Genomic DNA, 12,746 nt, shown 5'->3' on the forward strand with positions numbered 1-12,746 from the left:
GGCACGCTAGGCCGCCTTCACTGACATCCTGTGTCAGTGAAGTCCAGCCGACTTGTCTCGATCCTCCTGTTGCTCCAGACCCGCGGCCGGATGACCGCCGCCGACCTCGCCCAGGAGCTCGACGTCTCGGTGCGCACGGTCTACCGGGACGTCGAGGCACTGAGCGCGGCGGGCGTCCCGCTGTACGGCGACGCGGGGCACGCCGGCGGCTACCGCCTCCTCGACGGCTACCGCACCCGTCTCACCGGCTTCACGGAGGGGGAGGCCGAGGCCCTTTTCCTCGCCGGTGTCCCCGGCCCCGCCGCCGAGCTGGGCCTAGGCCCGGTCCTGGCCGCCGCGCAGCTGAAGGTGCGCGCCGCCCTCCCGCGCGAGCTGCGCGAGCACGCCGACCGGATCAGCGGCCGCTTCCACCTGGACGCCCCCGGCTGGTACGCGGACGCCGACGACACCCCGTACCTCCCCGCCGTCGCCGACGCCGTCTGGAACGCCCGGGTGCTGCACGTCCTGTACCGCCGCTGGCGCGAGCCCACCGATGTGCGGCGCCGCCTGGAGCCGTACGGTCTGGTTCTGAAGGCGGGCCGCTGGTATGTCGTCGCGGGCCCCGGACCGCGCACGTTCCGCGTCGACCAGATCCTCGAACTCACCACCCCTGGTGAGGAGTTCAGCCGACCGGAGACGTTCGACCTGGCCGTGTACTGGGCGGCGTACCAACGGGACTTCCACGACCGTCTGCACCGCGCCGAGGCCGTGATACGGGTGGCACCGGGAACTCTTCTCACCGGCCCGGCGGCCCAGGCCATGGAGTCCAACGGCCATACGGAACTGGACGGTTGGACCCGGGCCATCGTCCCCATCGAGTCCGTCGACCAGGCTCACGACGAGTTCCTGCGCCTGGGCGCGGCGATCGAGGTGCTGGAGCCCGCCGAGCTCCGGGACCGTATCGCGCGCACGGTGGCGGCACTGGCCCGCCTGTACGCGTAGAGAGCGCTTGCGAATGCTTGCCGAGAGGCAACAACTTCCTTGCGCGCGGCGGCAACTGATGGAACAGAAGCAGTCTGTCCTCCCAGGAGGCAACCATCGTGCAGCACCCGCACAGGCGGCACCGCAGACGCGCCATCGGCTCGGCCCTGGTGGCCACGGCCGCCCTGATCGCCGCCGGGCTCACCGCCCTCGGCACCGGAACGGCCCATGCGGCCACGGCCCGTCAGGTGGAGTCCCTCGACCGGGGCGTCGTCAGTGTCCATACCGACAGCGGCAACCTGGTCAGCTGGCGCTGGCTCGGCACCGACCCGAACGACGTGTCGTTCAACGTCTACCGGGCCGGTATGTTGGTCAACTCGACGCCGATCACCGGCTCCACGAACTACTTCCACTCGGGCGCGCCCGCCCAGACCGACTACACGGTCCGCGCGATCGTGGACGGCGTCGAGCAGGCCGACTCCGTCCACGCCGTCCAGTTCCGCACCGGATACAAGGACGTGCCCATCACCCCGCCCGCGGGCGGCACCACTCCCGACGGAATCGCCTACACCTACGAGGCCAACGACGCCTCCGTCGGCGACCTCGACGGGGACGGCCGGCTCGACTTCGTCCTCAAGTGGCAGCCCACCAACGCCAAGGACAACTCCCAGTCCGGCTACACCGGCAACACCGTCATCGACGGCGTCAAGCTCGACGGCACCCGCCTGTGGCGCATCGACCTGGGCAGGAACATCCGCTCGGGCGCGCACTACACGCAGTTCCAGGTGTACGACTACGACGGGGACGGCAAGGACGAGATCGTGTACGGCTCGATGGCCGTGGACGACAACGGCAACGGCCTGTGGACACCAAGAACGGGCACGGGGACGCCATGCACGTCGGCGACCTCGACCCTTCCCGCCCCGGCCTGGAGGAGTTCAAGGTCGACGAGGACTCCTCGAAACCGGCGTCCTGGATGGCGGACGCCAAGACGGGCGCGATCCTCTGGTCCACGGCGGCCAACGGCGACAACGGCCGAGGCGATTCCGGTGACATCTGGGCGGGCAGCGCGGGCGCCGAGTCCTGGTCCTCGCACGCCGACGGCGTCCGCAACCCGCAGGGCACGGTGGTGGCGGCCCGCAAGCCGGGCAGCATCAACTTCCTGTCCTGGTGGGACGGCGACCCCGTCCGCGAACTCCTCGACGACACCCACATCGACAAGTACGGCACCTCGTCCGACACCCGCCTGCTGACCGGGGCGGGCGTTCACTCCGACAACAGCACCAAGGCGACCCCGTCACTGTCCGGCGACATCCTCGGCGACTGGCGTGAGGAGGCCGTCTGGCCGACGACCGACAACACGGCCCTCAGGATCTACTCCACCCCGTACGAGACGACCACGAGGATCACCACCCTCCTCCACGACACCCAGTACCGCACGGCCCTGGCCTGGCAGAACACCGCCTACAACCAGCCCCCGCACCCGAGCTTCTTCATCGGCGACGGGATGCCGACGGCGCCGCGCCCCACGGTCTACACCCCCTGAACAGGGCAGATCCCGTCCCGGAACAAGCCGAAGTGCGGGTGGGCCGTTCGCAGGCGCGGCTTCGCTGTCAGCTGTAGGACCAGCGCCACGCGTTGGAGCGGTACACGCACGTGATCCTGCTGCCGCCCGCGGTGGTCGTACTGGCGCCGTGGTCGCTGTTCCGGCAGTACTGGCCCGCCGAATAGCAGTTACCGGAGTTGGAGGTGATCGAGCAGGTGCCGACGCTGTCCCCGCTGCCACCACCACCACCACCACCACCACCACCACCACCACCGCTGCTGCTGGAGCCACTGCCCGAGGCGGCTTTCGCCGTGACGGTCACCTTGACCTTGACCGTCTTCGTCGCGGTGACCGTCGGCGCCGGCTTCGGCTTCGCGGTGGCCGTCGCGGTGACGGTGACGGTGGGAGTGGGCCGCACCGTGCCGGCCGCGGCCTTCGTGGTGTGGCTGGCCTGACTGGTGCTGTCGCCGCCGCTGTCGCTTCCGCCGGCGCCGATGCCGAGACAGAAGGCGAAACCGATCGCGCCGAGCACGTAGCGCTTCCGTGCCCACCGCGGCCTGGCCGGCTGCGGGGCAGGCGTGGGCGGCACAGGCGGCGGGCCGTATCCGGGCGGTGGCGGAGGCTGGTTGTACGACATAGTCCCCCCAGGGATGTTTCGAGGTGGGGTGACCGTATAAGGAGGTGTGAAGAAAGTGTGAGTGGGGGGTGGGGGTGGTGATGAAGTTGTGATCATGGTGGGCGGGGTAAATGCCGCTGAACCGGACCTTCGTGTACATCGCGAGGGGCGCGTGCCCATGGGTACGCGCCCCTGAGGGGGAGCGGGGGGAGGTCAGCTCGCCGCGCAGGTCTGATCGCCCAGCTTGAAGGACGTCGGTTTCGTGTTCGCCCCGGTCCAGCTGCCGGTGAAGCCGAAGCTCACCGACGAACCGGCCGCCACGTTGGCGTTCCAGCCGACGTTCTTCGCCGTGGCGTCGGTGCCCGACTGTGTGGAGTCGGCGTTCCAGGACTGTGTGATCGTCTGGCCGTCCGGGAAGGTCCAGCCGAGCTGCCAGCCGCTCCAGGCGGCGGCACCGGTGTTCGTGAGCGCCACGTCCGCCTGGAAGCCGCCCGACCACTGGTTGGTGATCTTGTACGTCGCGGCGCAGGCGCCCGTCGGCGGGGGCGTCGGATCCGTACCGCCGCCCCCGCCCCCACCCCCGGTGTCCGAGCTGTCGCCGTAGACGATCCCGCGGCCGTTGGTCGCGACGTACACGCGCCCGTAGATCCGCGGGTCACCGGTGATGGCGCCGCCGGTCCAACCCCACTGATGGGCGTCGTCGTTGATGCGGGTCCAGCTCGCGCCCTTGTCCGTCGAGCGGAAGATGCCGCGCACCCCGCCGATCTTCGCGCTGGTGTAGAGCGTCTGGTACGAGGCGCCGGTCGCCGCCTTGCCGAAGCCGATGGTGTCGGCCTGGTCGACGTTCGACAGCTTGGTGAAGCTCGCACCGCCGTCCGTCGAGTGCCACAGCCCGTACGCGCCGTCACTCGCGCCGCCCGCCAGCCACACATCGCCCTTCGTGCCGGGCAGCGCCTTGAAGCGCACGCTGTCACCGCTCGGCAGACCGGTGGCGGCGGAGGCGGTGAAGGTGGCGCCGCCGTCCGAGCTCACGTAGAACTTCCCCGACTTGAAGCCGTAGAAGGTCTTCGGGTCGACCCGGTCCGACTCGACGATCGCGCCGGAGGGGATACCGCCGGCCGCCGACCACGACGTACCGAATCCGCTCGTGTACTGCACGCCGGTGCCCGCCGGGCTCCACACGAAGCGGCTGCCGTCGGACGCCGCCGCGACCGTGCCGCCGCCGCTCACGCCCGAAGGGTCGGTGCCCGCGAACCAGTTGGCGCCGTTGTCCGTGGAGAAGGCGACATGCGGACCCGAGTCGAGGTTGCCGACCCGCACCACCGTGTTCGGGTTGGTCTCGGCGTAGTCCAGGCTCGTCGTCGTGGTGAAGGTGGGCGAGGTGTACATCATCGACGGGACCTTGGTGAGGTCCGTGTGCCGGAAGCCGCCGATGTCACCGAGCGCGCTGAGAAGAGATGCTCCGGACGGGGGAGAGGCGAGGTCGTTGACCGCCGTCTCCTCCAGGCCCTGGATCATCGGCAGAATCGTGAACTGGCTTCCGCTGTCCCAGTTGGTGAGGTTCTCGGTGCCGTAGATCGTCGCGCCTGTTCCGTACATCATCCGGGCGGAGTTGAACGGGTCGATCTCCAGTCCCTCGGTCATCCAGCCCAGCTTGGGGGTCTGTTCGGGCGGTGAGGGGTTTGCGCCGAAGGTCAGCCAGGGGACGGACGACACGTCCATCGTGTAGCGGTTCGAGCGGTTCGGGTACGAGGTGTAGTCCCAGGCCTTCGTCCAGGTGCCGCCGCTGTCCGTGGAGCGGAAGATCTGCGTGTCCGGCCACCAGGAGCTGTACGCCGTTGTCATCACCGTGCCGGGATGCTGCCGGTCGACGGTCAGTCCGCTGAAGCCGTAGTAGGTGTCGGCCTCCGCGACCGGGCTGATGTTCGTCCACGTCCCGGTCTTGGTCGCGTACCGCCACAGCTGGCCCTTGCCGCCGTCGTACGGGCCGCCCTTGTCGCTGTAGGCGAGGTAGAGATAGCCGTTCGTGGCGTCGAGGACGCCCTTGTGGGCGAGGTAGCCGGTGGGCTGCCCGGCGAGCCGGGACCAGGACGCGCCCCCGTCGATGGAACGGTAGACCGCGTTGTCCTTGTCGGCGACTCCGACGTAGACCGTCTGCGTCGCGCTCCCGGACGTCCCCGTCGACTCGTCGAAGGTGACCCAGACGATGCCCTGGTTGTCGGAGGCGTAGCCGCTGGTGTCGGTCGCGTCCTGCACGTAGTTGCCGACGTTCGGGAAGTTGGTGACCTGTGACCAGGTGACGCCCGAGTCCGTGGACCGCCACAGGCCCTTGCCGCTCGGTGCGCCGAGGTACAGCACGCTGTTCTTGTCGGGGTCGATCGCCAGGCGCTCACCCATGCCCCGGCCGGGCATGTTCCCGCCCAGCTTGAAGGGCAGGTCGGTCTTCTGCCAGCTCGCGCCCCGGTCGGCGGAGCGCAGCACGGCGCCGTTGCCGGGGTCCCAGCTGTTCGTGTACGTGCCGACCGCCGCGTACACCTTGTTCGGGTCGACGGAGTCGGACGCGAGGCTGACCACGCCGGCGTGTCCCCACTGGTCCCAGCCGATCGAGTCCGTGAGCGGGGTCCAGGTCTTCGTGGACTCCTGCCAGCGGTAGGCGCCGCCGATGTCGGTGCGGGCGTAGGCGAGGTTCTTCTCGGAGCGGTTGAAGACGATGCCGGGGACGAAGCCGCCGCCGTCGATCCGGGCGTTCTTCCAGGTGTACGTGTCGGCGGCGAGCGTCGTTGTCGGGGTGCTCGCGGCGAGGGCGGACGGACTGCCCGCCAGCAGGCCGGCGGCCAGTGCCAGCACGGCCGTGAGGATGCGGGTTCTTCGCATGGTGGGGTCCTCTCTGAAGGAGGGCATGACGACCGGGCGGCCCCCAGTGCGGGTGGGGGCCGCCCGGCCAGGTGGCCTCGTCGTCAGGTGACGAGACCGCGCACGCGGAGCTTTCAAGCGGTTCCGGTGGAGCGCGGCGAGCTACCGTGCCCCTTCAGGGGCGCGGGGAACTGCGCGACCAGCCACAACGGGCCCGCAGCTCAAGTACCGCCCATCCCGCGGAGCGCTTGGCGGGGGCTATTCGAGAAGCTCCGCGTACGAGCCCATGGCCAGGGCGATGTCCGCCTGGGCCCAGAACCGGTGGTACGTGAAGGAGGGCGCGGCTCCGCCCGCCAGATAGGCCTCGATCTTCGAAAAGTTCGGGTCGTTCTTGTAGAAGGACCGGAGCGAGGTGAAGGTCGAGGAGGAGTTGATCGTGTCGCCGTTCGGCATCTTGCCGCTCCAGCCGCTCGGGACGTAGACCGTGTCGTCGAAGCGGTTGTAGTCGGCGCGGGTCTCCGGGACGGCGATGCCCAGGCTGTCCTGGTAGTTGTTCCACATGCCGTCGAGGAGGGCCTTCGCCGTCGTCTTCGCCTGGGCGTTGCCGGACTTGGCGGCGTAGTACGACAGGGTCTTGGCGTACGCGGCCGCCACACCGACGTCGTTGGTGTAATCGGCGACGGTCACGTGAAGTCCGCTGTTGGCGCCGGGACTTGAGGCGTTCCAGGTGTCGGGCGCGCCGGACCACTGGAGCGTGGAGGGGATCTGGTAGGTGCCGTCCGGGTTGATCGTGGTCTTGGACAGCGCCCAGGAGACCCACTTGTCGAGGATCGCCTTCGCGCTCGCGTTCCCCGTCTGCTGGTAGTACTCGGCGACCCGCTCCATGGACCAGGCCTGGAAGCCGAACCACTGGTTGGACGGCGGGTCGTGGTACACCGGCTGCTGGTCGTAGTACATGCCGTAGAAGGTCGGCGTCCCGGCCGGCGGGGTCGCGTAACGGCCCGCCCAGCTGTTGGTCGCGCCGCCCGCGATGGCGCCCTCGTTGGACTGCAGCCAGCGGTAGAACTCCAGCTGCCGGGTGAGGGAGGTGCCCCAATCCGCCGCCCCGGTGGACGACTTGGGCTTCAGGTCCGCGTACGAGCTGAGCGCGTACGCGGCCAGGGGGTTCTGGTAGCCGCCGTGGACATGGCTGGAGCCGATGCGCCAGGCCCAGCCGGCCGAGGTGTCGGTGGCGCCGCCCCAGGCGTAGTACCAGGAGAGCAGGTAGTGCGAGGCGTCCTTGCCGGTGCCGGCCGCGCAGGTCGACGGTCCGACGCAGTTGCCGATCTTCTTGAAGTACTTGTCGTACATGGCGTAGCGCAGATAGTCGCCCATCTTCGCCGCCTTGCCGACCGTCGTGGACACATCACTGCCCTTGCCCTGCGCCTTGGCCCACACGTCGGCCCAGTACGCGGCCTGCACGGCGCGCGCGTCGGCGTCCGGCGCGTCGGTGTACTTCCACTGCTTGGCGTACGAGGAGTCCCCGGTGAAGAGGTCCAGGTACCCGTTGGTCGAGCCGTACTTGAAGGCGTCGCAGGTCGGCTGTGGCACCGTCTCCCACACCGACTCCTGCGCACCGCGCTGGAAGGTGTTGATGTAGGAGGGACCGGTTGCGGTCGGTCCGCTCTCGCACTTGCCGGGCTCGTTGCCGTAGCCGTAGACGTTGTCCACGTCCTGCAGCCAGTGCATGCCGTACACGTCGTCCGTGCCGTACGCGCTCTTCAGCTCGCTCGCGATCGGGTCCGAGCCGACGGAGACACCGGTGTCGAGCTTCGCCGGGTACTCGTTCGGAGTGTCCAGCTCCGGCGCGTAGGTCGCGGGCTTCGAGGCGTTGTAGAAGGAGTTGGTCGGCTGGTCGGCGTGCGTGGGGATCATGTACGTCTCCATGGTCGTCCACGCGGCGTTGAACTTGGACCAGTCGCCGGTGACCTTTCCGTACATCGCCTGCAGCCAGATCAGATAGCTGTACGCCTCCGATGTCGTCTCATGGCCCTGGTCCGGCGCCTCGACGATCAGCGTCTCCACCGAGTGGTAGGGGATGCCCTCGGGAGAGAAGTAGCCGTTCGCAGGGTTGGTGATCTTGCCGTAGAGGTCCAGGAAACGGGCGTCGTACGCCTTCGCCGCAGCCAGTTCCGTCACCGTGACCGTCGCCTTGGTGTACCCGGTCGCCGAGGCCGTGAAGGTCGCGGCGCCGGTGCCGGAGGCGTCGGCGGTGATGGTCACGTTCTGCGCCGTGTTCCAGTTGGACGGGGTGAAGGTGAGCGAGGAGCCGCCGGTGACGGACAGGCCCGTATTGCCGTCCGTACGGGCGGCCGTCACCGTCACGTTCGCGGTCGGCAGTTTCGAAAGTTGAACGGCGAACGTGCCCGTCTTCCCCTGCTGCACGCCGAGTTGGGTCGGCGAGGCCACCACGGCGGGACCCGAGGCGACCGTGATGCCGACCGGTGTGGACGTCGCGGACGCGCCCAGGCTGTCGTACGCCTTGGCCGCCAGCGAATGACTGCCCACGGTCAAGCTGGTGGTCGACAGTGTGTACGGGGAGCTGGTGTCCGTGCCCAGCAGGGTCGTGTCGTCGTAGAACTCGACCTTGCTGATCGTCGCGTTGTCGGCGGCCGCCGCGGTCGCGGCCAGCGGGATCGCGTCGCCCTGTGTGTAGACCGCGCCCGCGGCCGGGCTGGTCAGCACGGTGACCGGCGGCTGATGGGCGCCGGTGCAGGTGGTGCCGTTGATGGCGAAGGAGGCGGGCGCCGTGTTGGTGCCGCTGTAGGTGAACTGCGCGCCGGCGGAGACCGCGGCCCCGGCGGCGATCGTCCCGTTCCAGGAGGCGTTCTTCGCGGTGACCGTCCTGCCGGACTGCGACCAGGTGCCGTTCCAGCCGTTGGTCAGCGTCTGGTTGCCCGTGTAGTCGTACGTCAGGGTCCAGCCGTCGATCGGGTCCGTGCCCCGGTTGGTGAGGGTCAGGTCCGCGGTGAAGCCGGAGCCCCAGTCGTTGGTCTTGTAGTCGACACTGCACTGAACTCCGGCCGCATGGGCGGCAGTTGAGCCGGTCGTGAGAGTGGTGAGCGTCGCCAGCGGAAGCGCGAGGGCCGCCACCACGGCGGTCCACAGCCGGGGGCGCCCCGGAGGCGATCCGGACAAAGGTGCGCGGCGTCTCCTTCTGGAACTGGGGTGCATGTGCTGGTTCCTCCTTGCGGCTCGGAGAAGGTGGGGGCGGAGCAGCAACAAGCTGTGAACCAGTGGGAGCGCTCCCATCTTGAGGAGGGGGGTCGAAGGGGTCAAGGTGCTTGAAGAGTCGAAATTGTTCGATTGATCAACAGTGCGACGCCTCTGTCCTTTACCGACACATGGCGCTAACTTCGTCCGCACCAGTGGGAGCGATTCCATCAGTCGACGCGTCCGTCACGACGCGCCCGAGCTGCAAGGAGTCGCTCATGCGACACCCTCCGCGTTCAGCTCTTTTAGTGGTCGGCGCCGCGGTCGCCCTCGTGGGCACCGCGATCGCGCCGGTCGTCACGGCTTCAGGAGCCGCACCCGCGTGCACGGTGGACTACACGGTCACGAGCCAGTGGGACAGCGGCTTCCAGGGCGCCGTGAAAATCACCAACAACATGGCCGCGCTCAGCAGTTGGAGTCTCACTTTCGACTTCGCCGGCGGTCAGAAGGTCAGCCAGGGATGGAACGCCAAGTGGTCCCAGTCCGCTGCGACCGTGACCGCGTCGAACGAGAGCTGGAACGGTTCGCTGGGCTCGGGCGCCAGTGTCAGTGCCGGGTTCCTCGCCTCGTGGTCGGGGAGCAACGCCGTACCGACGTCGTTCAAGCTCAACGGGACGATGTGCAACGTGGACGCCGAGCCGTCGCCGACCCCGACGCAGCCGCCGCCCACGACCGGTACGGCGCCCAGGCTGCACGTCTCGGGCAACAAGCTCGTCGACGCCGACGGCAAGACCCGCCGGCTGCTCGGCGTCAACCGCTCCGGCGGCGAGTTCATGTGCGTCCAGGGCTACGGCATCTTCGACGGCCCGGTCGACGACGCGTCGGTGCAGGCGATCGCCGACTGGAAGGCCAACACGGTCCGCATCCCGCTCAATGAGGAGTGCTGGCTCGGCCTGTCCAACATCAAGCCGGAGTACGCGGGCGCCAACTACATAGCCGCCGTGAAGGACTTGGTGGCCAAGGTCGAGACGCACGGCATGACGCCGCTCGTCGAACTGCACTGGAACTACGGGCAGTACACCGGAAACTCGGCGGGCTGCTCCGACGTGCACGCCACCTGCCAGAAGCCGATGCCGGACGCGCAGTACAGCCCGGCTTTCTGGGCCTCGGTCGCCGGTGCCTTCAAGGACGACCAGGCCGTCGCCTTCGACCTGTTCAACGAGCCCTACCCGGACCGCGCGACCTCCACCACCGCCCAGGCGTGGGCCTGCTGGAAGGACGGCGGCGCCTGCCCGGGCATCGGATACGAGGTCGCCGGGATGCAGGACCTGGTCGACGCGGTGCGCGGCACCGGCGCCAAGAACCTGATCCTGGCCGGCGGGCTCGCGTACTCCAACGACCTGAGCCAGTGGCTGACGTACAAGCCCAGCGACCCGACGGGCAACCTCGTCGCGGCCTTCCACACCTACAACTTCAACACCTGCGCCAGTGAGAGCTGCTGGAACTCGACGCTCGCCCCGGTGGCCGCCCAAGTCCCGCTCGTGGCGGGGGAGATCGGCGAGAACACCTGCTCCCACGGCTTCATCGACACCGCGATGAAGTGGTTCGACGACCGGGGGCTCTCCTACCTCGGCTGGACCTGGAACACCTGGGACTGCTCCTCCGGTCCCTCCCTGATCTCCAACTACGACGGCACTCCCACGTCGTACGGAGTCGGGCTGCGTGATCATCTGCGCGCCCTCAACGGATAACCGGCACAAGAAGTCAACGGACACCCGCACAAGAAGAGATGGGAACCCGCACTCATGAGTCGTACCAAAACGGCACTCTTAGGGGCGCTGATCCTGCTCGCCGGTGCCTCTGGCACCGCCGTCGCGGCCGTCCCCGCGGCCCCCGCCGGCATCGCCGCCATCCCCTGCACCGTCGACTACAAGGTGCAGAACCAGTGGGACACCGGCTTCACCGCCGCCGTCACCGTCACGAACAACAGTGCCGCCAAGACCTCTTGGGCGGTGAAGTGGTCGTACGCCGGGAACCAGCAGGTCACCTCGGGCTGGAACGCGAAGATCAGCCAGAGCGGCACGGCCGTCACCGCGGCCAACGAGACCTACAACGGGACGCTGGCCACCGGCGGCTCGGTCAGCTTCGGCTTCAACGCCTCCTACAGCGGCACCAACGCCCTGCCCACCACCTTCACCCTCGACGGGGTGACCTGCAACGTCGATGACGGAAGCAGCGGCGGAGGCGGCGGGGGAGGAGGCAGCGACCCGTCCGGGAGAGTCGACAACCCGTACGCGGGCGCCAAGGTGTACGTGAACCCCGAGTGGTCCGCGAAGGCCGCGGCCGAGACCGGCGGCAGCCGGGTCTCCAACCAGCCCACCGGCGTCTGGCTCGACCGGATCGCCGCGATCAACGGGGCGAGCGGCAGCATGGGGCTGCGCGCCCACCTCGACGCGGCGCTCGCCCAGAAGGGCAGCGGCCAAGAGGTCGTCCAGCTGGTCGTCTACGACCTGCCCGGCCGTGACTGCGCGGCCCTCGCCTCCAACGGTGAGCTCGGCCCGACGGAGATCGACAAGTACAAGACGCAGTTCATCGACCCGATCGCGGCGATCCTCGCGGACAGCAAGTACGCCTCGCTGCGGATCGTCACCACGATCGAGATCGACTCCCTGCCGAACCTCGTCACCAACACCGGCAGCCGGGCCACCGCCACCCCGCAGTGCGACACCATGCTCGCCAACGGCAACTACGTGAAGGGTGTGGGCTACGCGCTCGCCAAGCTCGGCGCGATCCCGAACGTCTACAACTACCTCGACGCCGGCCACCACGGCTGGCTCGGCTGGGACGACAACTTCGGCCCGGCGGCCACCCTGTTCAAGCAGGCGGCCACCAGCGAGGGCGCCACGGTCGACGACGTACAGGGCTTCATCACCAACACGGCGAACTACAGCGCCCTGAAGGAGAACAACTTCTCCATCAACGACTCGGTGAACGGCACCTCCGTCCGCCAGTCCAAGTGGGTCGACTGGAACCGCTACGTCGACGAGCTGTCCTTCGCCCAGGCCTTCCGCAACCAGCTTGTGTCGGTCGGCTTCAACTCCGGCATCGGCATGCTGATCGACACCTCCAGGAACGGCTGGGGCGGCACGGCACGGCCCACCGGTCCCGGCGCGACGACCAGCGTGGACACGTACGTCGACGGCGGGCGCTACGACCGCCGGATCCACGTCGGGAACTGGTGCAACCAGGCCGGTGCCGGTCTCGGCGAGCGCCCGCAGGCCGCCCCGGCTGCCGGGATCGACGCCTATGTGTGGATGAAGCCCCCCGGCGAGTCCGACGGCTCCAGCTCGGCGATCGCCAACGACGAGGGCAAGGGCTTCGACCGGATGTGCGATCCGACATACACGGGAAATGCCCGGAACAACAACAATATGTCCGGCGCGCTGCCGAACGCCCCGCTGTCGGGGCACTGGTTCTCGGCGCAGTTCCAGCAGCTGATGACGAACGCGTATCCGCCGCTGTAGGGCGCCTGATCTGATGATCCGCCGGGGGCGGGCCACCTGGGCCAACCCCCGGCGG

At 68.7% G+C, this 12,746-nt stretch carries 6 protein-coding genes and 1 pseudogene; 4 read left to right on the forward strand and 3 right to left on the reverse strand.

Annotated elements, in window-relative coordinates:
- The first annotated feature begins 36 nt into the window (after positions 1–36).
- Positions 37–981, forward strand: a complete 945-nt coding sequence (locus tag OG747_RS38485; RefSeq protein WP_405883967.1) for a helix-turn-helix transcriptional regulator — start codon at positions 37–39, stop codon at positions 979–981.
- Between the two features lie 98 nt (positions 982–1,079).
- Positions 1,080–2,506, forward strand: a pseudogene (locus tag OG747_RS38490) (hypothetical protein).
- Between the two features lie 67 nt (positions 2,507–2,573).
- Here the strand turns inward: OG747_RS38490 and OG747_RS38495 are convergent.
- The 3 genes from OG747_RS38495 to OG747_RS38505 all read right to left on the reverse strand — a co-directional run bounded on the left by OG747_RS38495 (position 2,574) and on the right by OG747_RS38505 (position 9,188).
- Positions 2,574–3,143: a hypothetical protein gene (locus tag OG747_RS38495; protein WP_405883968.1), complete on the reverse strand. Its 570-nt coding sequence runs from the start codon at positions 3,141–3,143 to the stop codon at positions 2,574–2,576.
- A gap of 192 nt (positions 3,144–3,335) precedes the next feature.
- Positions 3,336–5,996: a cellulose binding domain-containing protein gene (locus tag OG747_RS38500; protein WP_405883969.1), complete on the reverse strand. Its 2,661-nt coding sequence runs from the start codon at positions 5,994–5,996 to the stop codon at positions 3,336–3,338.
- A gap of 237 nt (positions 5,997–6,233) precedes the next feature.
- Positions 6,234–9,188 carry a glycoside hydrolase family 48 protein gene (locus OG747_RS38505; RefSeq protein WP_405883970.1) on the reverse strand — a complete coding sequence of 985 codons (2,955 nt, stop codon included), beginning with the start codon at positions 9,186–9,188 and terminating at the stop codon, positions 6,234–6,236.
- 257 nt (positions 9,189–9,445) lie between these two features.
- On the opposite strand from OG747_RS38505, the gene OG747_RS38510 reads away from it, so the two are divergent.
- A complete protein-coding gene (locus OG747_RS38510; RefSeq protein ID WP_405883971.1) occupies positions 9,446–10,918 on the forward strand; it encodes a cellulase family glycosylhydrolase in 1,473 nt (490 codons plus the stop codon).
- 54 nt (positions 10,919–10,972) lie between these two features.
- Positions 10,973–12,691, forward strand: a complete 1,719-nt coding sequence (locus OG747_RS38515) for a glycoside hydrolase family 6 protein (RefSeq protein ID WP_405883972.1) — start codon at positions 10,973–10,975, stop codon at positions 12,689–12,691.
- Positions 12,692–12,746: the final 55 nt, after the last annotated feature.

The organism is Streptomyces sp. NBC_01384 (assembly GCF_045040035.1).
GTDB lineage: Bacteria > Actinomycetota > Actinomycetes > Streptomycetales > Streptomycetaceae > Streptomyces.

Excerpts from the sequence above, each read along its gene's own strand:
- OG747_RS38500 (WP_405883969.1), bottom strand. The coding sequence starts at position 5,996 with ATGCGAAGAACCCGCATCCTCACGGCCGTGCTGGCACTGGCCGCCGGC.
- OG747_RS38510 (WP_405883971.1), top strand. The coding sequence starts at position 9,446 with ATGCGACACCCTCCGCGTTCAGCTCTTTTAGTGGTCGGCGCCGCGGTC.
- OG747_RS38495 (WP_405883968.1), bottom strand. The coding sequence starts at position 3,143 with ATGTCGTACAACCAGCCTCCGCCACCGCCCGGATACGGCCCGCCGCCT.
- OG747_RS38515 (WP_405883972.1), top strand. The coding sequence starts at position 10,973 with ATGAGTCGTACCAAAACGGCACTCTTAGGGGCGCTGATCCTGCTCGCC.
- OG747_RS38505 (WP_405883970.1), bottom strand. The coding sequence starts at position 9,188 with ATGCACCCCAGTTCCAGAAGGAGACGCCGCGCACCTTTGTCCGGATCG.